Annotated in this window: 20 protein-coding genes and 4 tRNA genes; 7 read left to right on the top strand and 17 right to left on the bottom strand. The window is 52.1% G+C overall.

Annotation, left to right across the window (positions count from 1 at the left end):
* Together recN and ligA are read left to right on the top strand one after the other, a co-directional pair.
* Complete coding sequence (gene recN, locus CPA57_RS00330; protein ID WP_182081733.1) at positions 1-1,737, top strand: DNA repair protein RecN; 1,737 nt, start codon at positions 1-3, stop codon at positions 1,735-1,737.
* Entirely contained in the window at positions 1,734-3,812 is a 2,079-nt protein-coding gene (gene ligA / locus CPA57_RS00325; RefSeq protein ID WP_182080524.1) for an NAD-dependent DNA ligase LigA, read from the top strand. The genes recN and ligA overlap by 4 nt, the downstream gene beginning before the upstream one ends.
* A gap of 148 nt (positions 3,813-3,960) precedes the next feature.
* On the opposite strand, the gene CPA57_RS00320 is transcribed toward ligA, so the two are convergent.
* Positions 3,961-4,869, bottom strand: a complete 909-nt coding sequence (locus CPA57_RS00320) for a glycosyltransferase family 8 protein (RefSeq protein WP_182080522.1) — start codon at positions 4,867-4,869, stop codon at positions 3,961-3,963.
* A 231-nt stretch (positions 4,870-5,100) separates the two neighbouring features.
* Between CPA57_RS00320 and CPA57_RS00315 the strand changes: the two genes are divergently transcribed.
* Both CPA57_RS00315 and CPA57_RS00310 read left to right on the top strand, forming a co-directional pair.
* Positions 5,101-6,468: a hemolysin family protein gene (locus tag CPA57_RS00315; RefSeq protein ID WP_182080520.1), complete on the top strand. Its 1,368-nt coding sequence runs from the start codon at positions 5,101-5,103 to the stop codon at positions 6,466-6,468.
* 13 nt (positions 6,469-6,481) lie between these two features.
* On the top strand, positions 6,482-7,051 hold the full coding sequence (locus CPA57_RS00310) for an isochorismatase family protein (protein WP_182080518.1): 570 nt from the start codon (positions 6,482-6,484) through the stop codon (positions 7,049-7,051).
* A gap of 47 nt (positions 7,052-7,098) precedes the next feature.
* On the opposite strand, the gene CPA57_RS00305 is transcribed toward CPA57_RS00310, so the two are convergent.
* From CPA57_RS00305 to ispH, 12 genes are all read right to left on the bottom strand, one after another.
* Entirely contained in the window at positions 7,099-8,517 is a 1,419-nt protein-coding gene (locus CPA57_RS00305; RefSeq protein ID WP_407647548.1) for a glucoamylase family protein, read from the bottom strand.
* 33 nt (positions 8,518-8,550) lie between these two features.
* Positions 8,551-9,600, bottom strand: a complete 1,050-nt coding sequence (locus CPA57_RS00300; protein ID WP_182080514.1) for a glycosyltransferase family 32 protein — start codon at positions 9,598-9,600, stop codon at positions 8,551-8,553.
* A gap of 7 nt (positions 9,601-9,607) precedes the next feature.
* Positions 9,608-10,258 (bottom strand): hypothetical protein, encoded by a 651-nt coding sequence (locus CPA57_RS00295; RefSeq protein ID WP_182080512.1) that lies wholly within the window; start codon positions 10,256-10,258, stop codon positions 9,608-9,610.
* 126 nt (positions 10,259-10,384) lie between these two features.
* The gene (locus CPA57_RS00290; RefSeq protein WP_182080510.1) at positions 10,385-11,014 is read right to left on the bottom strand and encodes a hypothetical protein; all 630 of its coding nucleotides are present in this window, start codon (positions 11,012-11,014) and stop codon (positions 10,385-10,387) included.
* Between the two features lie 345 nt (positions 11,015-11,359).
* Positions 11,360-11,436, bottom strand: a tRNA-Arg gene (locus tag CPA57_RS00285).
* 20 nt (positions 11,437-11,456) lie between these two features.
* A tRNA-Pro gene (locus CPA57_RS00280) sits at positions 11,457-11,533 on the bottom strand.
* A gap of 81 nt (positions 11,534-11,614) precedes the next feature.
* Complete coding sequence (gene gpt, locus CPA57_RS00275; RefSeq protein WP_182080508.1) at positions 11,615-12,130, bottom strand: xanthine phosphoribosyltransferase; 516 nt, start codon at positions 12,128-12,130, stop codon at positions 11,615-11,617.
* 146 nt (positions 12,131-12,276) lie between these two features.
* A tRNA-Asn gene (locus CPA57_RS00270) sits at positions 12,277-12,352 on the bottom strand.
* A 121-nt stretch (positions 12,353-12,473) separates the two neighbouring features.
* Positions 12,474-12,549 (bottom strand) — tRNA-Asn (locus CPA57_RS00265).
* Between the two features lie 76 nt (positions 12,550-12,625).
* The gene (gene rnhA / locus CPA57_RS00260) at positions 12,626-13,099 is read right to left on the bottom strand and encodes a ribonuclease HI (RefSeq protein WP_182080506.1); all 474 of its coding nucleotides are present in this window, start codon (positions 13,097-13,099) and stop codon (positions 12,626-12,628) included.
* Positions 13,092-14,042, bottom strand: a complete 951-nt coding sequence (locus tag CPA57_RS00255) for a homoserine kinase (RefSeq protein WP_182080504.1) — start codon at positions 14,040-14,042, stop codon at positions 13,092-13,094. Before CPA57_RS00255 ends, rnhA begins: the two co-directional genes overlap by 8 nt.
* Before the next feature lie 6 nt (positions 14,043-14,048).
* Entirely contained in the window at positions 14,049-15,071 is a 1,023-nt protein-coding gene (gene ispH, locus CPA57_RS00250) for a 4-hydroxy-3-methylbut-2-enyl diphosphate reductase (protein ID WP_182080502.1), read from the bottom strand.
* Positions 15,072-15,236: 165 nt separating this feature from the next.
* On the opposite strand from ispH, the gene CPA57_RS00245 reads away from it, so the two are divergent.
* Positions 15,237-15,839 carry a hypothetical protein gene (locus CPA57_RS00245; protein ID WP_182080500.1) on the top strand — a complete coding sequence of 201 codons (603 nt, stop codon included), beginning with the start codon at positions 15,237-15,239 and terminating at the stop codon, positions 15,837-15,839.
* Between the two features lie 66 nt (positions 15,840-15,905).
* Here the strand turns inward: CPA57_RS00245 and CPA57_RS09020 are convergent, their stop codons facing one another.
* Positions 15,906-17,819 (bottom strand): glycosyltransferase family 2 protein, encoded by a 1,914-nt coding sequence (locus CPA57_RS09020; protein ID WP_182080498.1) that lies wholly within the window; start codon positions 17,817-17,819, stop codon positions 15,906-15,908.
* Between the two features lie 135 nt (positions 17,820-17,954).
* Here CPA57_RS09020 and CPA57_RS00235 point away from each other — a divergent pair, with 135 nt between their 5' ends.
* Together CPA57_RS00235 and CPA57_RS00230 are read left to right on the top strand one after the other, a co-directional pair.
* Entirely contained in the window at positions 17,955-18,800 is an 846-nt protein-coding gene (locus CPA57_RS00235) for a glycosyltransferase family 8 protein (RefSeq protein WP_182080497.1), read from the top strand.
* 50 nt (positions 18,801-18,850) lie between these two features.
* A complete protein-coding gene (locus CPA57_RS00230; protein WP_182080495.1) occupies positions 18,851-20,287 on the top strand; it encodes a glycosyltransferase family 2 protein in 1,437 nt (478 codons plus the stop codon).
* Positions 20,288-20,306: 19 nt separating this feature from the next.
* On the opposite strand, the gene CPA57_RS00225 is transcribed toward CPA57_RS00230, so the two are convergent.
* From CPA57_RS00225 to CPA57_RS00215, 3 genes are all read right to left on the bottom strand, one after another.
* Complete coding sequence (locus CPA57_RS00225; RefSeq protein WP_182080494.1) at positions 20,307-21,410, bottom strand: glycosyltransferase; 1,104 nt, start codon at positions 21,408-21,410, stop codon at positions 20,307-20,309.
* Between the two features lie 74 nt (positions 21,411-21,484).
* Positions 21,485-22,066 (bottom strand): hypothetical protein, encoded by a 582-nt coding sequence (locus CPA57_RS00220; protein ID WP_182080492.1) that lies wholly within the window; start codon positions 22,064-22,066, stop codon positions 21,485-21,487.
* A 242-nt stretch (positions 22,067-22,308) separates the two neighbouring features.
* Complete coding sequence (locus CPA57_RS00215; protein WP_182080490.1) at positions 22,309-22,857, bottom strand: DUF4142 domain-containing protein; 549 nt, start codon at positions 22,855-22,857, stop codon at positions 22,309-22,311.
* Positions 22,858-23,081 lie beyond the last annotated feature (224 nt).

The raw sequence follows: 23,081 nt of genomic DNA, 5'->3' as shown, positions 1-23,081 counted from the left end.
ATGCTGACACATCTCTCCATCCGTGATGTTGTACTGATAGAAAAGCTGGACCTCCCGTTCCACGGTGGTCTGACAGCCCTGACGGGAGAGACCGGGGCTGGAAAATCTATCCTGCTGGATAGTCTCGGTCTCGCTCTGGGCGAGCGGACTAGCAGCCGCATCATTCGGGCCGGGGCCCCCCAAAGCAGCGTGACGGCTACCTTCACGCTACCCTCGGGCCATCCCGTTTATGAACTGCTCAAAGACAAAGGCATTGCCTCCGTCGAAGAAGGCAAACCCCTTATCTTGCGTCGGATCGTCCCCAAAGAAGGACGTTCCCGGGCCTATGTTTGCGACCAACCCATCAGCATCAGCATCCTGCGGGAAGTAGCTTCCCTTCTTGTGGAAATACAGGGCCAGCATGAACAAATGGGGTTGGCTAATCAGAGTGCTCACCAGACATTGCTGGATGCATTCGGGGTTCCACAACATCTACGCCGGCAAGTCGCTCGTTGTTGGGATACATGGCAGAACACACTGTGCACCCTAAACAAGACCCGCAAAGAGGTAGAGGAGGCCAGCAAAGAAGAAGACTGGCTGCGTCAGGTCGTGGACGACCTTTCCGCCCTCGCCCCCAAGGAAGGCGAGGAAGATGAGCTTGCCGCCCTGCGCATCAAGCTCCAACAGGATGAACGCCGAGGCGAAGCTGTCGCCGCTGCCCTTGCAGAACTAACCCCCAAAGACCGCCGTACCGCCACACCTGCCACGGCACTCCGTTCGGCCAATCGTGCCCTCTCCCGGCTGCTACCCTCTCCTCTGGACAGAGCACAAGACGAAGAACAAGAAACACCATCCGCCCAGCAGGAACAGGCACAAGAAGCTCTTACCGCCTTGGAAAAAGCAGAGGAATATCTGGCCGAGGCTGAGACCCTGCTTTCCCGTCTGGCCGTGGATACGACAGTTGATGTCCGCCTTCTGGAAGAAACAGAAGAACGGCTTTTCACCCTGCGTTCCGAAGCCCGTAAGCATAAGATTAGCGTTAGTGAACTGCCCTCATTCCTGGAAACACTGAACCAACGGCTTGCCAGCATCGATTCCAGCGCAGAGGCCCTCGCCCAACTGGAAGAACAAGTCCGCGAAAGCCGGGCCGCCTACGAGAAAGCTGCCCAAGAGCTCAGTGCAGCCCGCAGTAAGGCAGCCCGTCAGATTGAGGCTCGGGTCATGGCGGAGCTGGTGCCTCTCAAGCTGGAACGGGCACGCTTCATCGTCGAACTTTCCCCCCTGCCTGCCGAGCAGTGGAATCGTCATGGCATGGAACAGGTGGCTTTCCTCATCGCTGCCAATCCCGGCCAGCCACCCGGCCCTCTTGGCAAAGTAGCCTCCGGTGGGGAGCTTTCCCGCCTGATGTTGGCTCTCAAGGTCGTGTTAGCAGGGCGTTCTTCCCTCACCACACTGGTCTTTGACGAGGTGGATTCTGGCGTTGGTGGGGCCACTGCCTCCGCCATTGGGGAGCGGCTAAACCGTGTGGCAAAGGATGTTCAGGTGCTAGCCATTACCCATAGCCCTCAGGTCGCTGCTTACGGTAACCATCAGCTCCGCATCGCTAAGCAGGTCGTCAATAATCAGACGCAGACCAGTGCCACCCCTCTAACAGATAAAGAACGCCGTGAAGAGCTAGCCCGTATGCTCGCTGGTGATACTGTAACCGATGCCGCCCGTGCAGCGGCGGATAGCCTTCTTGGACCCACAGCAGAATGACCCGTACTCCCACTCCCGCCCAGCGCCATGCCGAACTGGAAGCAAAAATTGCCCGCTGGAATGAAGCCTATCATGGGCAGGACAATCCGGAAGTCTCCGATGCCGAATATGATAATGCTCGGTTGGAACTGGTCATGCTGGAGAAACGCCACCCGGAACTAAAACAAAAGGACGGCGTTTCCTCACAGGTCGGGGCAGCGCCCAATCCGGCCTTTGGCAAGGTCAAGCACCGTGCCCCTATGCTCTCGCTGGATAATGTGTTCAACGAGGATGAATTTGCCCAATTCATCAGCCGGATCGGCCGATTTCTTGGGTTGGATGAGGCCCAAACAGACGGGTTAAAATTCGTAGCGGAACCCAAAATTGACGGCCTTTCCATCAGCCTGACCTATGAAAATGGTACGCTGACTGTCGCCACGACCCGGGGGGATGGCACGACCGGGGAAGATGTGACCGCCAATGTGCAGACCATTAGCACCATTCCCCAGACACTCCCTGCCCCCTTTCCGGAACTTCTGGAAATCCGAGGCGAAATTTTCATGAGCCGGGCCGAGTTTCTGGCCCTCAACAAGCAGCAGGAAGAACGGGGAGAAAAGCCCTTCGCCAACCCACGCAACGCCGCTGCTGGATCACTCCGCCAGCTGGATGCGTCCGTTACGGCCCGCCGCCCTTTGGGGCTATTTGCCTATGGGCTGGGCTATAACACGGGCGTGACCATCACCACCCATCTGGAATGGCTAGAGCAGCTGAAAAAATGGGGCTTTACCGTCAATCCACTCTCACAGGCCATCAGCCACGCCAGTGATGTGCCCGCCTATGTGGAGAACTTGGCCAAGGAACGGTCTGATCTTGATTATGATATTGACGGCATCGTTTTTAAAATTGATGCCATAGACCTTCAGACACGCCTTGGCTTTGTGGGCCGTGCCCCTCGATGGGCCATCGCTTGGAAGTTTCCAGCGGAACAGGCCATTACCCGCCTAAACGACATCGAGATTCAGGTGGGGCGGACTGGTGCCCTTACCCCCGTAGCGCATCTGGAACCTATCAATGTCGGTGGGGTCATCGTCTCCCGGGCAACCCTGCATAATGAGGATGAAATCCGCCGTCTTGACGTCCGGCCCGGTGACCTCGTGCGCATCCAGCGTGCCGGGGATGTTATTCCGCAAGTGCTTGGTGTCGTCGATGCTGACAGGCCAGACCGGGCTGGGCCGTTCCATTTTCCCGACCACTGCCCTGCCTGCCATGCCCATGCCGAACGCATTGGCGAGGAGGCCGTGCGCCGCTGTTCTGGAGGGTTGACTTGTCCTGCCCAAACGGTCGAGCGGCTTATTCATTTTGTATCCCGCAAAGCGTTCGATATTGATGGGCTGGGCGAGCGCAGCATTCGCAGCTTTTATGAGCTTGGGCTGGTCCAACGTCCGGGCGATATTTTCCGCCTGCATGAGCACAGGGAACGCCTCCAAAAGCTGGAAGGCTGGGGGCCGCAGTCGGTCGATAAATTACTTCAGGCTATTGATGACCGCCGCACCATCAGCCTACCTCGCTTCATCTATGCATTGGGTATCCGCCGCATCGGGGAGCGTAACGCCCAGTTACTCGCACGTCATTATCAAACCTTCTCAACCTGGCATGAGGCCATGCTCGCCGCTATTGAATCGGATAGCGAAGAACGAGCTGCCTTGAGTGCCATCATGGGCATTGGCCCCGCCATTGCCGAGGAAGTGGCTGCCTTCTTTGCTGAAGAGCATAACCGGGACGCTTTGGATGACCTGACGCCATCCCTGACCATCAACGAAGAGACAGGTCCCGTTACTGATGATGAAGGCTCTGCTCCCTTGAGTGGTCAGGTCATGGTGTTCACGGGGTCGCTCACCACCATGTCCCGAGCCGAAGCGAAAGCCATTGCTGAACGGCTAGGCGCACAGGTGACGGACAGCGTCTCTCGCCGCACAACATTAGTCGTTCTGGGTGAAAAAGCTGGTTCCAAGGCTAAGAAGGCCCATGAGCTGAATATCCGCACTCTTGATGAAGCTGAATGGCGTACAATGGCCGGACTGCCCGAGGCAGGCTGATGCTCTCAAAACAAATGGGGGCAATGCCAATCCTCTAACGTCGTTCATAGCCTAGGCTACAGTCTCTTCTGGGGTTTTCCTCTCAGAAGAGACTGTGGAACACATGAAAAATATCGGGATACGTTACTATTATCCCTGAATGGATCGCTTAGGCCTTATCAATTTTATCCCACATAAAGCCACAAATCACCTTAGGTAGACTTTGTCTAATCTCCTCCTTTACAGAGATGACCAGCTCCCGATATTCTAACCTATATTTACTTGTAGTCTCAGGTTCGGGATGATCCCACGGCTTGGTATCTGCTACAAAATGGAATATGGACGCATTGTCCTGTGCTTCTTTCACCTGCTGTTGTATATCAGGTTCAAAATCAAGGTAATTTGTATCTACATATTCAGCGTAAAAGTTCCAACATTGTTCAAAATTATAAAGAGATTCTCTAAAAACATGATTCAATATTGATTCATCGTAAAAGGGCCATTTTTTATTTATACATTCAATACAGTATAAAGAATCCGATGTCGTAATGGCATCCATATTAAAAAGAACTAGTCCACTATTTATGTAACGGCATGGATCGGCTAAACCCAGCACGTTCCTGCTAAATTTATTAAAATCTCCATAATCATCATATTTCCTGTAATTCCTTATCATACAGCGAACACCGCCGATTTTCTTATCCGAAGGAAGTTCTTGAATAATCTTCAGGATGTCATCTCTCACCAATACATCGACATCAATGCTCAACACTCGGCTAAAATCTTTAAACAGCGTAGGAATAAATAAAGGAAAATAAGTTTCCAGAGGGCGATTCTCGTTATTGGAAAATCTTTGTTTTTCCAAAAATGAAGAACAATCAATAAATGAGACAACACTCCCAAAAGAAAAAACAACACGCTCTACAAGTTGTATCAGTGTTTTATCAAGGTGCTTATAAAGTACGAAGAACTCAATCTTGCTAGTATCAGAACAATTGTTCAATATGGATTTTATCGTGATGAGTACCGGTATCACATATTTTTTATCGAACGAAATAACTATTGGAAAAACACTCATTATTCCCTCATAAAATCACATTCTACATCTTGTGAAGCTTTTTATAATAATTTCAAAGACATGTCTTGTAATATATTCTTTACCTCTTCAAAAAAGATCTCTTCCTTAAACATTACCCAACCTAAAAAAATTATTTCCTGCTAACCGCATAAAGCAATTGAAACCTGTACCAACTCCATTATCATGCCGCCAATAATCGCTGCCTTGGCAGGGTGGCCATAGAGAGAGCATATGCCCACCACATCATCCAGTCACCATTCCCTCATCATGCTGGTCGTTGGCCTGCTAGTCACCGTTGTACTGATCGGGGTCTCCATTCTTATTTCCCTCTCGGAAATCTCTTTTGCCGCAGCACGAGAAACCCGTATGCGGGCTCTGGCTAAAGAAGGTGACAGACGAGCACGGGCTTTCTTACGTCTCCGCCGCAATAGCGGGCAGGTGATGACAGCCATACAGATATGCCTCAATGCTGTTGGCATCCTGGGGGGTGTTGTCGGGGATGCTCTGTTGAGTGAACCTTTCGCGGCTGGCTTCCATTATCTGGGACTATCCGCTCCTCTGTCGGAAAAGGCTGGGTCCTTTACCTCATTTATTCTCGTGACAGGGCTGTTCGTGCTCTTTGCCGACCTTCTCCCCAAACGAACAGCCATGAATGCCCCCGATAAGATTGCTCTGGCTGTAGGTTGGTTCCCTGCCCTGATCCTGAAGCTGCTTTATCCTGCCGTATGGGTCTTTTCCCATATCGCCGACCTGATCCTAAAGCTGCTGCGTATTCCTGCTACAGCCACAGTAGAGGCTGTAACGCCGGAGGATCTCCGGGCCATTCTTGCTGCGGGAACAGCCTCCGGTATCCTGCTGGAGCAAGAACACCAGATGATCCAAAATGTCATGGCACTACAGAACCGTTCCGTAACATCTGCCATGACCCCACGGGATGAAATTGTTTATTTAGATGTTAATGAAAGTCTAGAAAGCCAGCGTGATAAAGTGCGTGTTCGCCCTTATTCCCGCTACCCATTCTGTGATGGATCGCTAGATAAAGTGGTCGGTTCTATCCGCGCAGAAGACGTTCTGGTCGCCGTGGTGGACGAACCAGCCACGCTAACCAACCCACAGAAGGCTCCTCCCAGACAGATATTCAACATGCGCCGGGATGTCCTGTCTCTGCCTGATACGCTGAATCTCTGGGAAACTCTGGCTCAATTCGATACTCACGGGGCCGGATTTGCACTTATCTTCAATGAATATGGGCTTGTGGTCGGGCTAATCACCTATAAAGATATTATGGGTGCCCTGATGGATGGGCTGGCCAACCCCTTTGAAGAGCAGGCCATCGTCCGCCGTGATGATGATTCATGGCTCATTGATGGAGCGGCTCCCATTTTGGATGTCATTCGTGAGCTGGATATTCCCCTCTTCCACGACAATGCCGAATTTGACACGATCGCCGGCTTCATCACACACCGCCTGCGCCGCATGGCCCGTAAAGCAGACCGTGTCGAGATTGCCGGTTTCCGGTTTGAGGTCGTGGATGTCGAACGGTTCCGCATTAACCAGCTTCTGGTGACCCGCATGAAGTCCGCCAACAAAAACGGATGAATTCTGCCCTATCATGACCTCCCATCCTCCCCTGCTCCCCGATGCTATCACCCAACGGGATGCTCTACTCATTATTGATATGCAGAACGACTTCATGCCGGGTGGGGCTCTCCCCGTCTCCGGCGGGCCGGCATGTCTGCCAATCATCAACCACCTAACCCAATGCGGCTTCCGTGCTGTCATTGCCTCGCAGGACTGGCACCCGGCGCAGCATTATTCCTTTGAAGAACAAGGCGGACCTTGGCCCATACACTGCCTTGCAGGCTCATTCGGTGCTGCTCTGGTAGAGGGGCTGAATCAACAGAACATCACCCACATTATTCGCAAAGGCACGGCCCTAAAGGCAGATGCAAACTCTGCCTTTTATGATGATCATGGCATTAGCACAGGCCTAACCGCTCTACTGCGGGGCCTTGGCATCACACGGGTTTTTCTATGCGGTGTAGCCTTGGATGTCTGCGTGCTTGCCACGGCCCGCCATGCTGTCCGAGATGGCTTTGAGACATACATCCTGCAACGGGCCTCAGCAGGGATCGGAGCCCTGCCCGCTTCCCTGCATGAAGAACAGCTCATACTCTACTGAGCAATGCCGGAGCTTGCGGACGTCTCGCCCATACCCTCTAAGAACCGTTATTGTTTCTGGAACCCTGCCAGATGGAGCCCTTTCTGGAGGTAAGCATTCTTCTTCATGACCTTCCAGACCAAACCGCTCCGTAGATTTTCTATCATCAGTAGAATGGGCCCCTGATCAATCCCCAACTGCTGATTATCAACCCAGAAGCTATCGCCATCGGCAAAACTGGGGTTAAAGGCATCTAAAAAGCCATACTGGTTATAGACCTTACTGCCATACTGGGCCTTCATGGCTTGAAGTGCAGGCAAAGCAATTTCTGGCGCAAAGGCCACAGACCCACCCGCCGCCGTGGGAGCAATCGTTCCATCATCAAGCACATAATCTCGCCCAGCCCCACGGGCACTATAAGCAAGAAAATGGCGGTGCTGGCCGTCCACATCCCTATACGCATCCCCTGGGCCATCCGAGGCCGTCAGGCCCCAGATATCTGCACTATAGCCTTTCCAGTGCCCCGGATTATGGCGTGCATACTCACGCTGCGCATAAGCCGCTCTGCGACTATTCTGGAAATAAGTGTACCCCCGCCGACGGCTCGCTTTATCCATAAGATTGCGAAAATCCACCCAGCATTCACTATATTGGTGCCCGAACAAGGGAGCGAAGTTAAGCATGTCATGCCCATAAAAACTGCCCTGCTGCCCCTTATGTGTTTCTGTCCAGCGGTCCCATGTATCAGCGGGCAAAGCATGGGTAGGTGAAGCGAGAGCTAACAAATAAAGCATCAGCCCCTCATTATACCCCGTCCATTGTGAGGACAGAAAATGATCTGGCGGCATCCAGCCCATACTCAACCATGAACTTTTACCACCAGTCATCCACTGCCAATCTACCCGGCGATAAAGCCCATCTGCCAGTGCTCGGATTTCCTGTTCCTGCTGGTTTGAACCATCATAATAAGACTGGGCAAACAACACCCCGCCCATCAACAAGACTGTATCTATACTGGAAAGTTCCGACCAGTCCGCTACCCGCAATCCTGTTTCTGGGTCCAAAAAATGATAGAAAAATCCGTGAGTGCCTGCCGTGCCGCTAGCGGCATCACCCTGAGGCAATGCCGCAAGAAAACGTAATGTAAGAAGGGTCCGCTCCACGGCCTGCTGCCGTGTGATATAGCCCCGCTTTACCCCAATTCCATAAGCGGTCAAACCAAACCCCACACTGGCTATGCTGGCAGCACCATGCGGCAACGGCGCACGATCTGGCACAAGCCCATTACGAGGGTTGGCTGTCTCCCAAAACCAGTTAAACGTCCGATGTTCCAGATCATTTATAAAAATACGTTCTTTAGGGGACAGAGGATAGGCTGCCGCCTTTACCACCGGCATACCCCCAGATAACGGCAGGGCAAGAGCAACACTTACAGTCCCTACCCATAGGGTTCTAAAAAAACGATATATGGGCCGAATCATTTTCATGGCAAGCATACTCCCCCGCCTCCTGATGATACCCTAAATTAACACTCTGGTATTGATGATATTAGAGTTGCGCTTACTATAATGCGTCTCTTTCCCTACAGGCTCATGATGTGCCGCATTATCCTCAAAAATGGTATATTCAACACCATTCGAGTAACTATGAATCTGCCTTACGCTATCCTCATACTGCCCACGATATTCGTGAAGCACCATGGAATATAAGAGAGGCCCCGTCACACGTAGAATACCGTAGGCCCCTACCCCATGAATAGCTTTTTTATAAAGGGCAATACTGCACATAACCTGCTGTATGATGCGGCGCATTAGAGGATGGCCTGCTGCGCAAATTATATAATACTGCTCGTATTCACCATAAGGGATATGTTCAACCTCCCTATGCATACGGGCCCCATGATACCAGAAGGAAAGCAAGAACCGGTCATCTGGACGTATAATCAGATCAAGAGGATAGGACATACTCGTTTTTAGGTCGAGATAGACACCACCAACCGCATATAAACACAGATAACGGAAGAGATCAGCTCTGGCTGCCAGATAATCAGGGCTAATCGCCTGATAATATTTCAGAAAATCATCGCCATAATGCTCTTTAATGAATTTCTCTATGTCGTAATATCCACCTTCAGACCAGAAATAAAACGTATAGTTCTGGTTTAAAGAAACAATATTATTTCTATTCTCTATAAAAGCATTCGGATAAACGCCCGGTGATTTAGGGAAAATACCGATTTGATGGATTTGATGAGCAATATGTTCCTGCTCGGGAAATTTCGGTACTGGGGGCGGCAGCATGTCAAGCTCGATAACACGGAATGTTTCGCACCGCTCCATATGAGGATGATAAGCATCAGAAAGAGCAGGAGACGCAGAAAGATAACCCTCACCCGCCTTAAAGACCCCTACACGGGTAACAACCTGACGATGTATCTCAAACCCCGCAGCGATGAGATCATCTTCTGTCGCCGGTGCTGGGGCATCATCCTCATAATATTCACAAAGAAACTTCTGTACAATCTTGCAATCAACAAGGGCTAGATAGGTATTATAACAAGAGACGAACATGCAGCCCTCAAAACGCTATATCTTTAAGACGCTTAATGCGTATATTATATTGCTTGTCGGATACAAAACCTGCGAAAGCAAAAGTCGCCATATCGCCTTTCTTCATACGGCCTATTTTCGCAAAATTATCTAGATTATCCAGAAAACTAATACGCTTCCTGTCCAAAGAGGCAACAAAAGGCTTATTCTCTCCCGGGGAGAGAAATTGCAGACCAGATATTTCCGCATTATCATTATGACAGACAATATGACTTACACCAGGGTCTGTAATCGCTAGAAGCCCCATATAAACATCATAAGGAAGGGGGCAGAACAACTCCCAGTCTGCTATACCTCCAGCAAAAGTGGTCTTATTATTCGAGGGGTTGATGCTGAGATAGTCGCCGGTTTCCTCACTACACAAAGCTACCAGCCCCCTATCCTGCGGACATATTCTAAGGGGGGCCAACTCAACCATCATATTGAAAATATTACGCCATTGCGGCACAAAATTCTGTGGGAAAGGATAAGGGCTAGCCACAAAGCCACTAACAAAAGCCCCCTGAAGCGGTACCCGGGCCAGTGCCTTACGATGGGGCGTGTAGCATAAGACATGCCCAAAACAGTCCATGAACCAGACTTTATCAAACGAGTAAGGTAAAACTTCCCCGGGCATCACCCATTTCCTAAAAAACAATATCAGGTCACCTGAAACCTCTTCGCCTGAGAGTTATTGGTGTGCAGATGACAGGTCTATGTAACAGAAAAAATCCCATCCCTCTTGAAGAAGGATGGGGCAAAAGTCTTACAATTCTTTCTCTGAGCGAACGATAACCAGCTCGGCCACATCGCCATGAGAGCTGACCAGCGTTACCTCCACGGATGCACCCGGTGCCGTCGCACCAATCTTGGCCAAATTCTCCAGATTGCGGGTAATGGAGAAGGCAAAACCACCCAGCCACGCAAAATTGCCAATATTCTCGACCACAGAAGGCCAGGTAAGAGTCGGGACAGGCTGTCCGTTCATCTCCACCTCACCGTAAGAGTGATCCTGCAGGACAGACAGACCGTCCAGCATTTCCTTAGTCAAGAGAATGAAACGCTCCCAATCATATACGGCTGGAGAGTTCCAATGCGTATCCTGGTTCCGTGGATTGATCGAGAAATACGTCCCGGAATCCTGATCTTCAAGAGCCACAAGATTCGCACCTGCATCCACAAACTGGGCATCTGGCAGGTTATGCGCAACACTCGAGGTATGACGGAACATAACACGAGTTGGCGTCTTAAACGGCCACGAAGCCAGTACGAACGTATCCGGGTAAGAGCCAGGGGACAAATAACTACGGATCAGAGGACCATCTTCAGAAGGCTGCTCGATCACATGACCAAACCAGTCCATGACCCAAAGACGCTGCAAACGATTCTCGCTCATGGTAACACCTCATTACATCAGGGTATAAGCTGCGTTATAACAGGATAGAGGGAATGTAAACATCCCCTCACGAGAGAGAAATTTACAAATAAAAATAATAAATTTAATTTATAAAGTTAAAAAATAAAGAAGTGAAACAAAATTTAGGCAAAGTTATTTGCACCAAAATAAATACTCGATTCAGATACGAATTGAACACTCACCTTTAAGGTCTGTCTCTTGAATGTTTTTCTTCACAAAATAGATATACTCTCTTCTAACCGAAGATAGAAAGAAAGAGCGCCTCGAAAAGAGACAATACCCTCGCAGGACGAACAGTTCTATTAGAAATAATATGGGATTGCATGGTGCGCCCTGCTGGATTCGAACCAGCGACCCACAGCTTAGAAGGCTGTTGCTCTATCCAGCTGAGCTAAGGGCGCTCTCGCCTTGCTGTGCAACGTGGTCGGGGCGCCCGGACTCGAACCGGGGGCCTCCTGTACCCAAAACAGGCGCGCTACCAGGCTGCGCCACGCCCCGACGACGTGGAGCCCTTCTTAAAGGGACTTCCTCTTACAAGCAAGAGACTTTCTTGCCTAAAAAAAGTGTTTTTTCAAAAAATTACGCTTTATGGCTACGATTTAGAGGAGCAACAAACTGCGGTGCCATATCCCACGGGAACAAAACCCACGTATCTTGCGGCACTTCTGTAACAAAATGGTCCGTATAAGGCCGCCCATCCGGTTTGGCATATAGGCAGGCAAATACAGCTTTGGGCAGCATCTCCCGTACGTAACGAGCCGTTACCCCTGAATCCACCAGATCATCCACGATCAGGAAGCCTTCTCCATCTCCGGCGGCTTCAGGAGCCTTCAACAATTTGGGTTCCTGCTGGGTCCCTTCCTCCCCTGCGTAACTGGCAACGGACACACTCTCTATCAGGCGGCACCCCAACTCCCGCCCCAAAATGGCCGCAGGAATCAATCCACCCCGTGTGATAGCAACAATGCCACGAAACGGCCTATATTTACGCATCAGTTCCGCAGCCAAAAACCGAGCATCCCGGTGCAGCTGATCCCACGTTACCGTCGCATAATTGATACTCTGTGAGCCCTGTGTCTCTACGCCACCTGTCATGGTCTGCTCTTGCCCTTCACGCGTGTTTTAATCGTATCTCTCCATACGATAAGGCATGAAAAAGCAGAACCACAACATGCTGATCTTTATATGCAAAAGGCATAAAAAAAGGCCCACACCTTTACGGTTGGACCTGAGAAAAAAGCTGGCTCCCGAAGTAGGACTCGAACCTACGACCCAGCGATTAACAGTCGCTTGCTCTACCAACTGAGCTATTCGGGATCAGCTGAGGTCTATCTAGCCAATCTCCTCCGGCAGGTAAAGCCCTTTTTTTCAATAGATTGGAAAATAATCAGACATAAAAAAAGGCCCGCACCCTCACGGTCGGACCTAAGAAAAAGGCTGGCTCCCGAAGTAGGACTCGAACCTACGACCCAGCGATTAACAGTCGCTTGCTCTACCAACTGAGCTATTCGGGATCAGCTGAGGTCTATCTAGCCAATCTCTTCCGGCAGGTAAAGCCCTCCGAACACATTTATCGGCAAAAATCTTCCATTAAACATCCAACTCTTCCCGCCCCTCGGTCGCAAGCTGGTCCACACGGTCATTTTCAGCGTGTCCGGAATGGCCTTTCACCCAGTGCCATTCCACCTTATGCCGTTTAGCAGCCTCCAAAATACGACGCCACAGATCCATATTGGCTACAGGGTCCCCTGATGCATTACGCCAGTTACGCCGTACCCAACCCGTATGCCAACGGGTAATGCCATTCCGTAGATATTCGCTATCTGTATAAAGATTGACTACACAGGGGCGTGTGAGGGTTTCCAACGCAACAGCAGCAGCTGTGAGCTCCATGCGGTTATTGGTCGTTTCCGCCTCCCCGCCTTTCATAGTGCGTTCATGCCCCTGACAACGGAACAAAACCCCCCACCCGCCAGGCCCCGGGTTCGGCTTGCACCCGCCATCTGTCCAGATTTCCACCTGTGTTGTGGGAGCTGGCGTCCCCTCATCCGCTCTCTCAGACATCGGATACCTTCTGGAAATGATGAAGCCGCCGCTGATAAGCCCACGGATCCTTCTTGGTCACCAGAGCACCCGCCGGCGTATGCACCCAGTCATACAGGCGGGTTAGCAAAAAGCGCATGGAAGCCCCCTGACACAAAACCGGCAACATCTGATGTTCTGCCGCAGTCAATGGGCGGACCTGCTCATACCCCCGCAGAAGAGCCTCTGCCCAATCCTGCCTATAATGACGCTCATCTTCAAAGCACCACGCATTCAGGCAAATGGCCAGGTCGTAAGCGAGAAAATCCGTGCAGGCGAAATAAAAATCAATAACGCCAGAAAGCTGATCTTCCCGAAAAAAAACATTATCCATGAACAGATCGGCATGAATCTGCCCACGTGGCAGAGCATCAGCCACCGGCCATGACTCTACGATAGAGGAAAGTGCCGTGCGGGTCTCGGCAATCAAAGCCGCTACTGCTTTATCCCCGCCATCCGTGCAGCGGGAGAAAAGCTTCACCCACCCTTCCGGGGCCAGAGCATTGGCCCTTTCGGCCTTGTAGCCCCGCCCCGCTTCATGCAGACGAGCCAGCCCCCGCCCGACCTGCTCGCAAGCCTGCGGCGTCACAGCCTCAAGAGACCGCCCCTCCAGAAAACTGACCAGAACAGCCGGCCGCCCTGCCAGTTGACGGAGGGAAGCCCCATCCTTCGCCACGATAGGCTGAGGACATGCAATGCCCTGTTCAGCCAGATGGGTCATCAAGCCCAGAAACCAGGGTAGTTCCTCCGGTTTCATGCGTTTTTCAAACAATGTAAGGATAAAACGGCCTTGAGTGGTCTCCACCAGAAAATTGCTGTTCTCAATCCCTTCCGCAATTCCGATGAAAGAACGGAGCTCCCCTACCTCATAAAGGGATAGGAAGCCCCGCATATCCTCTTCGTGCAGTTCCGTATAAACCGCCATGAGGTATCAGACCGCATCAGAGAGCGGATGAGGAAGTCGGAAATTAATGTTCTCCTCCTTCACGATACGCTCTTCAATGGTAACATCATAGCGAACAGACAACTGTTCGATCATTTCCTGCACGAGGCTTTCCGGCGCAGAGGCACCAGCGCTCATGCCCAGCGTCTTCACGCCTTCCAGTTCATTCCAGTCCATATCAGAGACCTTCGGAACCAGCAGAGCCCGCTTTGCGAGGGAACGCTCTGCCACCTCACGCAGCCGCTGCGAATTGGACGAATTCGGCGAGCCTATGACGATGACCAAATCACATTCTGCAGCCAGTTCCTTTACGGCCATCTGTCGGTTCGTCGTGGCGTAACAGATATCTTCCCGGCGCGGCCCCACGATATTGGGGAAGCGGGAGCGCAGAATATCCACGATCTCTGCCGTATCATCTACCGAGAGCGTCGTCTGCGTAATAAAGGCCAGACGGTCCACATCCTTAGGTTGGACCTCGGCGGCTTCTTTTGCATCATTGATCAGCGTTACAGCACCCGGAGGCAACTGCCCCATGGTACCAACAACTTCCGGATGGCCAGCGTGACCAATCATCAGAATATGACGCTGCTCTGGCCCGCCACCGGCGAAATGACGCTCTGCCTCCCGATGGACCTTAGACACAAGCGGACATGTCGCATCCAAATAGAGCAAATTGCGCCGCTGTGCTTCTGCCGGGACGGATTTGGGCACACCATGAGCCGAAAATACAACATGGCCGTCCTCCGGAACCTCATCCAGCTCCTCGACAAAAATGGCACCCTTAGCTTCCAGCCCTTCCACGACTGTGCGGTTATGCACAATCTCATGGCGGACATAGACAGGAGCCCCATAACGGCGCAAAGCCTCCTCAACCACCCGGATGGCGCGGTCGACCCCGGCACAGAAACCGCGTGGCCCAGCCAGCAGAATCTTCAGCGATGGCTTAACCGCCGCTGAATCTGCTCCGGGGACGGCAGAGTTGGAGGTTACAGGCGTCGTCTGTTCTGACATAATCTTCCCCAGGCAGGCGATGAACGATACGATATTGAATGGTCCGGTGGTGCTCCATACAAGATTATGGGCTACCCTGCACCACCACTCTGGGCCCTTATATCGTCCGTATTGCCGTCTGCTGCAATGTCCTGCACCATTTTCTTGTGGAGTTTTCTGAGTCCGATGCCTGCATTCTCCCCCTCTTCCCGCATCTTTTCCCGCCTTGCTGCGGGCCTCGGCTCCCTCATGCTGGTTGGTTTCCTCAGCGGATGTGAAGATGTAGATACTACTAATACCTTCGCTCCGGCCTGCCCCAGGTTCGATGTGCCGGGCCAAGTGGCAGACCGTATCACTTATGATGGAAAAGGGCTTGATGCCGCCCACCGTCTGACCTCCACCCATATTCTGGGTGTTCAGGGCGACTGCCGCACCGGCCCGCAAGATGAGCAGAAACGCCCCATGACCCGTGTCCGTGTCAGCTTGAACCTTCAGCTAGAACGCGGCCCGGCTGCTAACAACAATACGGTGACAGTCCCCTATTTTGTCGCCATCCTTCAGGATGGTGCCATTGTGGACAAAAAAGTCTTCACCGAAACGGTCAAACTGCCTCCGGCTGTCTCCATCAGCCACAGCAGCACGCCGCTGCGTTTCATCGACGTTCCAACAGGCAATAACCCGCAGATCAGCCCCTACTCCATGGAAATCGGACTACAACTGAGCCATGCCGAACTGGACTATAACCGCAGCCACCTGCGCACAGCCCAGTTCCATGAGCATGTGCAGTAAATAATCTTACCATTTAGCAGACCTTAAAGAAAAAGCCCTCCTTACATCTGGAGGGCTTTTTCTTTGTCATATCTGATGCAATGGAATGCTGCCGCGCCGTTCCTCCACCAGAGGATCCAGAACATAGCGCCACTCTTCTTTCAGGCGGGACGCAACATCAGCCTCCTCTATCATATCCAACAGAGCAAGAAGCCGCTCCTGCCACGCTTCACGCACAATATTTTCAGCCTGAGCAATCGCTGTGATGCTCCTTAAGCTCGCCAGCTCTTCCAGCAGACCATCAAGACGAATCAGGATATTCTCATTCTCTCCGTCATACGGGTCATTCAACTGGCAGATAAAGGCATTAGCCCAATAATCGGCATAACGTTCCACACCAAAAGACATGGCACCATCTAGCCCGCTATTCCGGGCATATTTCCAGACCCATTCAATGATCGACTTATAATAATAGTGCGAGATATAAATATCTGCACAGCTATCATAATCAGCAAAAGCCGGGTCCGCTCCGATACCAGGCGGCGGATTGCGATAGCTATGGATGGAGCCATCAGACAGCCTATAGGCAAATTTTTCTGCCTGTACCCAGATCGGATGATGAGGCCGGGAGTGAATGGCTCGCCCCGGACGAACGGCAGATTTAACAAGCCGCCAGCCTTCTCCGATCCCCCCACGAGAGACAATGTTGCGGTTCCGCTGTGTCAGTGGCTTTGTCAAGTCAGCCAATCCGTCCTGATTGACCTCAGAAGCCACAAATCTCCAGTTCACAGCGATGGCATCACTCTCCCACCGGGAAGCACTCTCCAGATACTCACCAACGGTTCGATAAGATGGTGACAAAGTAATAAATTCATCACCATCGAGAATGAAACACCATTCATAGTCCAGAATATTCGGCAGAACATTCAACCCGTGTCCATAAGCCTTCATCTGGGCAGACATACCCGGCTGAACGGGGTTCTCGATAAAGGTGATGATCCCTTCATCATGCAAGGCCTTCAACAGAAGGTCAGAGCGATCATTATTGTCATTGCTGTAAATAAAGAAGTGCTCGACCCCTATGCTCCGATGATAGGCGATCCACTCCAGAATATAGATTCCCTCATTCCGGATGGTGGACATCATGCAAACACGCTTACGCGGCACCACGCTGGCCCGAGCCGTATGCAATGTCGCTTGGGCAAAACCAGCCAATGCATCAATCTGACCATAAGCCAGTATGGCATCACTTAGCGGGCAGCCCCGTTCTGCGGCAGGATAGCTCTCCCTATCATCAAGCCAACGGGCGAGATACTGCCAGCCGTCCCGCCACGGGCTTTCCCCCACCTGACGGAAAAAAGCTTCACGGAGCGGAGGCTGGTTCAGCAGCCGCTGACCTATTTCACGGACAACAGACCAAGACGCCACAGGAATCATAGCATCCAGCAGCCACGTCAGATGACTGCCAGCATATGTAATAATCAACTGCTCCAAATAGTCAGCCGACGGAAACGCCTTGAAGTGAGTGACCATTTCCTCACCAAGACGCTGCAACCTATCCGTCGCCGCTACTGCACGAAGCTGGAACTCCTCCCAGTCGAACATCTGGTTACAGTCCCCGAGGAGCTCATTAACACCCCCTTGGCTGTTCCAAGGTTGGGCTGTGCAACACTGGCTGGGACGAAAAAGATTGCGCAGCCCGACACGCCCCTCATTCTTTCTACTCTCAACACGGAGGAAAGGCAGAACGGCCCCCCGATAGGGAAAATGCTTTATCCAAAGAAGTGGTGCCGCTCTCTCCCCAAAATCTACGACAAGAAACACGTAGTCGGGGTAGTCTGGTAGTGTCATCGCCAATAAAGGGCAGTAGAGGGGAACACCATTCTCATCCCGACGGGTCATTTCATCAGACCTGAGATGGCAAATACCACCCCCAACCCGCCGGACTGCCAACCAGCCCTGATGTGACGTTTCCAGATAATGAAAAACCACCTCAGCCACCACATGCCCTCCTGGCATCATGTTGCCTACCCTTCATGATGCCCTTATAGTCCGCAGGACTCTGTTAAATAACTTGGCCTGTCTATGCAAACCGTTCTCCCTCCACCCGCAGAATTCATACCGGTTGCCCTCGCTTTGACGGCACATAGCGCCCCTAACGCCTATGCTTCCATTCTTTCAGGGCTTAACAACCTTCTCCCGGGGGTGAAGCTCGCCCTCTACATGCTGCATGAGGGCTTGCCGGACGAGACCATAACCGCAGGTCGACGTCTTTTTGATGGCAGACACTCACAAATCCACTTTGTGGATGTTTCGGAGTGGATGCAAGCTTACAGCCCGACCCACCTCGAAACAACAGACCGCAAAACTTTCTATCGCCTCGCTGTACCAACCCTTTTTGCCGAGTTCCAGCGTCTCGTTTATCTGACCGACGATATATTGCTTCGGGCCTGCCCTAGCCTGCTTTATTACAGCATCCCTGCTACGGCCCAGATCGGGGCTACACGGGACCTACTCCTCATTCCAGCACAAACCAACGGGTTCCGTCTGCCGCAAGCTATTGCTGGTGCCCCTCCACTGATCGATTATCACCGCGGCGCACTCGGGGTCTTGGATTCGAACAATTATTTCCAGAATGGTGTTCTGGTCTTCAACCTCGCACAAATCAGCTCTGCCCAAGCAGAGGAATGTGGCCAGCTCTGCAACACGCTCTTCTGGATGAACGACCAAGATATTCTCAACCGTATTTTCTTCGGTAAGGTCCATTTCATCCATCAAAACTGGAATGTCTGCTGGGGGCCGGGTTGTGTTGAAGCCAGTGAGGCACTTCCGGCGGAGTGGAAGAAAATCTATGACGAAGGGCTGTCTAATCCCTTTGCTGTCCACTTTACGGGTTTCCCAAAACCGTGGACAGGCTGGGATGGCCCGTATACGGAAGATTTCCGGCGGCTAATTGCTGATGTCATGAGAGCATTTCAGTAAAATTCCGTAGCATATTTTCCTTGAATACAGACAAACTGGTGAGGCGTTTCATGGCTGGGAAACTGGGTATCGGCATCATTACCTATAATCGCAGGGATACGCTCAAAGAGGTCATCGCTAGCGTCCAGCGTTACACCCGCACGTCATTCGAGTTCGTTGTGGCTGATGACGGGTCCAGCGATGGCACGCCAGATATGCTGAAACAGATGAATATCCCCTGCGTTACTGGGCGGAATAAAGGCATCTCGTGGAATCGCAACCGCATCCTCTGGTACCTAAAAGAGGAAAAACAGTGCGACTGGATGATCATTCTGGAAGATGACTGCTTCCCCACCTTCTTCGGCTGGGAACGCCCTTGGATTGATGCCATTGAACGCTATGGCCATATCAATTTCATGCCAGAGATCACCATAGAGATTGATAATGACATTTCCTCTGGCAAGGGCACGCCAGAGGACCCCTATATCGCCCCTATGCATCAGGCGTTCTGTATCGGTTATCATGCCAAGGCCCTCTCCTATGTTGGGTATCTGGATGTCCGGTTCGAACGGTATGGTGAAGAGCATGTCGAACATACTCAGCGTTTTCTCCGTGCTGGCTATGGCGGGCTGGCTCAGCATCTTAGCCCGGAGCGTGGACAGCTCTTCTATCTGAGAGGTGGGCTAGACACCCTGCCCTCTCACAGCCACGGCAACCATGAGCTGGCCATGCGGAATCAGGCCATCCACGAGGCCATCCGCCATGACCCGCTTTATCGGCACCCTTGGCGGACTGATGAACAGATGTTCGAGTTCCGTGAAGAAATCGCTGCGGCCCTATCCCGCCCCTCTCCCGGACCACAGGAAGAGGCACAGCAGTTCGATAACATCATCTCACTAGGTGGTGATGAGGTTGTCAATCAGGCAATCGAAAGCAGCTTCGGCCGCCCCGGTCCGGGCCTGTTCGGCCAGTTTATGGCACCATTCCACACGCTGGTTTCCCTATTGCAGCATGACTTCGCAGGACTACTTTCAACAAATTGCCTTTATGGGCTCCATAATGCCCTGCGCTGCCGTGACACGCTGATTACCTACCATAATTGTCTGGAAAAATCGGCTGGAGAACATGCCAGCGTGGAGATGTTCCACGAACAGCTCCCCATCCTACGGCATCGCTTCCACAGCATGATCCAAGAGATCGACACGCTCTGCCATACGTCCCAGCGTGTTCTCTTTGTTCGCAGCTGGCGGGACAACCTCTTCTATGCTGGGCAGCACCGCCCTGCCCACACGGCCCAAGCCAATTTCACGGCCTTGGTGGAGGCTATCGCCGCCCGCTATCCTGCACTTGATTTCAAAATCCTGTTTGTCAATTTCGGCGATGCCAGCACTGCTGACAAGCGCATGATCTTCGCCAATACACAAACACCAGATGTCTGCTCCAAAGACGAAGAACTGGCAGGATGGAATGCCATGTTCTCCGCCCACAAAATCGCCTTGTCTTCCTAAAGACGGGAGAACCCTGCTTTTATAGGTTCACCAGATAACGCCACGCGTGGGCCTCTTCTGGCAGGGTTCCCAAAGTCTGGCCGATGATGTAATCGGCCACAGCGCATTCATTAAAAAGCGCATAATAACGCTGCCACCCCGCCCGGGCGACATCCTTACGATATTCCGGGGCACTGTGATACTGGCCCATCAACTCCACCAACTCATCCAGACTGCTAAAGAAGGCCATCTCCTGATCAGAGAATATCCTGTCGAACCCGGTCTGACGTTCCATAAAAACAAGCTGGCCGTTGCCGATCATCTGGGCCAAACGATCTGAACTATACAGATAATAATCAGCCCGGCGGCTGATGTTCAGCCCCATGGCTGTCTGCTCCAGCAGAGGGGCATATGCCGCCCCGCTGACATAAGGTTGCCCCCGCACACCAGCGTAGGCGAAACGGACTGATGGTGGCAGCCTTTCTTCCAACGTCTCGCAGAACTCGTTCATATCCCAGTCCCGCCCGCATATGGTTCGTAGCCGGGCAGGATTACCGCAGGAATAGAAAATATCTGCCTCCGGGTAGGCCAAAGCAAAAGCCCGCCCCCTTTCCACGCTGCGGTCCACCGGATTGGGCAAATACCCGACATGCCCTTTATCCCCGATCAACTGCCGCACGATCGGCCCCGCCGTAGAGATGAAACTAGCATCCACAACCTGATGTCGAGCTGCAAAATCTTTGGCATTGGCCTCTACAAACAAGGCATCAATGTTCCACTGCACTACCGTCATACCAGGCTGTTGCTGGCGTATCTCTTCGATAACGGAAGGGGGAATCATGTAACCATGCCCCAGCAAAAGAATATCCGGCGCACTAAACGCCAGAAACTCCTTCAGCGCACGGAAGAGATGCCGCCGCCCCATTCTACGGCTACCAAACCAGCCGCTGGAGCGAGCCACATCTCTATAAGAAAAGTCGATGACATGGTGGCCATTCCGTATCAACCCATTGGAGAGCTTACCCCCCACACTGAACTGACATGGTGCCTTCTTCTTCAGGCTAAAGAAAAAATCCCCGACATGAACGATCTTCAATGGGCGGGAAGCCTGCCACTCACTCCCATACCAGATTCTATCCGCCATCTCCGCAACCCTATTTTTTACTACCAGATAGCCCAAGCATGGCAGTAAAACGTGCGGGCATCATGGCAGGTCGATCAGTCCCTCCACCATTGCACAGGTTGCTGACCTTCGTCATCACTCTCGGCAGAGGCAGCCTGCACCTTGGCCGTGGTAGCAGCGCGGCGCACTTGCTGTTCCCGAGCCTGATGCAACTCGGCCCGAAGGCGCAGAATATTTTCATCACGCTGCTGGATAACCTTTTTGCCCTCTTCCACCTGAAGGCGCAGATGTGTCATCTGAGTATTCACAGCGCGGATCCGCTCATTCAACATCAAAAGCTCCGCTTCCATATCATGGACACGGCGCCTTTCCCTGAGCAAACTCTGCTTGAGTCTTTCCTGCTCCTGCCCCGCTTCGGAAGCAGCAGACACACGATTTGCAGCCCGCTTTTGCGAAGAACGACCAAGGGACTGATGCTCTACAACAACTGTATCATCCCCGGGGAGGCGACGGCGGCGGGTCACCTGCTGGGCTGGCCGGGCACGGGCAGCCGAACGTCCACCAAAACCATGCCCATGAGGCTGCGGCCCGTCAGCATTATCAGCCGCCTGCCCGCCCCCCATACGCTCCAAAGCCTTACGAATGGAACTCTCTGTTAAAGGCGAATCGTTCTTCATTTCTATAATTCGTCAATCTTGATAATACGACACAACAAAGACCACCCTATTTTCTGCTCATATCATTACAGCCTTTCCCAACGGAAAGATGAGACCACTAGGATATTTGTGCAGAAACTATCAGAACGGGTCTTTTACTCTTGATCATTGCACACCGTAACACACCACTAAGAAAACGTCAAAATTATGTTATAATATTGCTATTCTCCGACAGGCCGCCCGCTCTCCCCCTCCAACGAAACTTACCGGCGAATTAAACCAGCGCCTTGCTGCTGACTACGGTCCAAAAGATCCAACGCAGCCCCTGCCAGACTCTTCATATCCGCTGTGCTGCCATTCTTCTTCGCTCGTGTCAGAGCTGCCCGCTCCTGTGCTGTGAATGAATGAGTCAGAATATACAGCAATGCCCTGTCAAAAGGTCGTCCATATGATTTTCCCAGCCTGCTCAACCGGCTCTGCTGGGCCACGGGCAATGCCCCGGCCAGTGTAAGCATATGGGTATCGGCTACTTTCTGTGCCGCCGTGCGAAGCGCATCGTAATCTTTGACCTGCTGCACTGCAAAACCCTTGATGAGTTCATCCTTACTATGCGTTGCTGCCAAATCAGTAGCCGTCTTCATATAAATGGAACGGAGGCTAATCTTCTTTAAAAGCACGATATCATCAACAGCCAGTGTCGGCGGTGCCATAGGCCCTTTTGGTAAAGGGGGCACCGGTGGAGCCGGAGGTGGCGTAAGGCCACAGCCCCCCAGAGACAGAAGTGCCGCACAGATCATAAAACGAAATTTCATACAGCGTCCCTCTTCTCATCTTCCCGGGTACCTGAAACAATACCCTTATCCTCATCCAGCTGGGTTATAATAAATATGCTGCACCATGACAGGCCACTTTCGCCCCAAACAAGCCCTTTCTTAAAAATCCTTTTCAGCCTAGGGGCCATTTATGCCAGTTTAGCTGTTGCCTGTCAGGCTGCAGCGACACACTTGCCCGATACGGCCTTCCCCGTGCCGAATGG

Origin of the sequence: Bombella favorum (genome assembly GCF_014048475.1) — a bacterium.
GTDB classification, from domain to species: Bacteria; Pseudomonadota; Alphaproteobacteria; order Acetobacterales; family Acetobacteraceae; genus Bombella; species Bombella favorum.
The sequence above is the reverse complement of the archived record's forward strand: the minus strand, read 5'-3'. Positions and strand labels throughout refer to the sequence as shown.

Bases quoted from the DNA above. Each gene is read 5' to 3' on its own strand.
- ligA (WP_182080524.1), top strand. From the start codon at position 1,734: ATGACCCGTACTCCCACTCCCGCCCAGCGCCATGCCGAACTGGAAGCA.
- CPA57_RS00225 (WP_182080494.1), bottom strand. From the start codon at position 21,410: ATGGCGGATAGAATCTGGTATGGGAGTGAGTGGCAGGCTTCCCGCCCA.
- CPA57_RS00320 (WP_182080522.1), bottom strand. From the start codon at position 4,869: ATGAGTGTTTTTCCAATAGTTATTTCGTTCGATAAAAAATATGTGATA.
- ispH (WP_182080502.1), bottom strand. From the start codon at position 15,071: ATGTCAGAACAGACGACGCCTGTAACCTCCAACTCTGCCGTCCCCGGA.
- CPA57_RS00245 (WP_182080500.1), top strand. From the start codon at position 15,237: ATGCCTGCATTCTCCCCCTCTTCCCGCATCTTTTCCCGCCTTGCTGCG.
- CPA57_RS00310 (WP_182080518.1), top strand. From the start codon at position 6,482: ATGACCTCCCATCCTCCCCTGCTCCCCGATGCTATCACCCAACGGGAT.
- recN (WP_182081733.1), top strand. From the start codon at position 1: ATGCTGACACATCTCTCCATCCGTGATGTTGTACTGATAGAAAAGCTG.
- rnhA (WP_182080506.1), bottom strand. From the start codon at position 13,099: ATGTCTGAGAGAGCGGATGAGGGGACGCCAGCTCCCACAACACAGGTG.
- gpt (WP_182080508.1), bottom strand. From the start codon at position 12,130: ATGACAGGTGGCGTAGAGACACAGGGCTCACAGAGTATCAATTATGCG.
- CPA57_RS00220 (WP_182080492.1), bottom strand. From the start codon at position 22,066: ATGAAGAACGATTCGCCTTTAACAGAGAGTTCCATTCGTAAGGCTTTG.
- CPA57_RS00230 (WP_182080495.1), top strand. From the start codon at position 18,851: ATGGCTGGGAAACTGGGTATCGGCATCATTACCTATAATCGCAGGGAT.
- CPA57_RS00305 (WP_407647548.1), bottom strand. From the start codon at position 8,517: ATGAAAATGATTCGGCCCATATATCGTTTTTTTAGAACCCTATGGGTA.
- CPA57_RS00290 (WP_182080510.1), bottom strand. From the start codon at position 11,014: ATGAGCGAGAATCGTTTGCAGCGTCTTTGGGTCATGGACTGGTTTGGT.
- CPA57_RS00255 (WP_182080504.1), bottom strand. From the start codon at position 14,042: ATGGCGGTTTATACGGAACTGCACGAAGAGGATATGCGGGGCTTCCTA.
- CPA57_RS00215 (WP_182080490.1), bottom strand. From the start codon at position 22,857: ATGAAATTTCGTTTTATGATCTGTGCGGCACTTCTGTCTCTGGGGGGC.
- CPA57_RS00315 (WP_182080520.1), top strand. From the start codon at position 5,101: ATGCCCACCACATCATCCAGTCACCATTCCCTCATCATGCTGGTCGTT.
- CPA57_RS00300 (WP_182080514.1), bottom strand. From the start codon at position 9,600: ATGTTCGTCTCTTGTTATAATACCTATCTAGCCCTTGTTGATTGCAAG.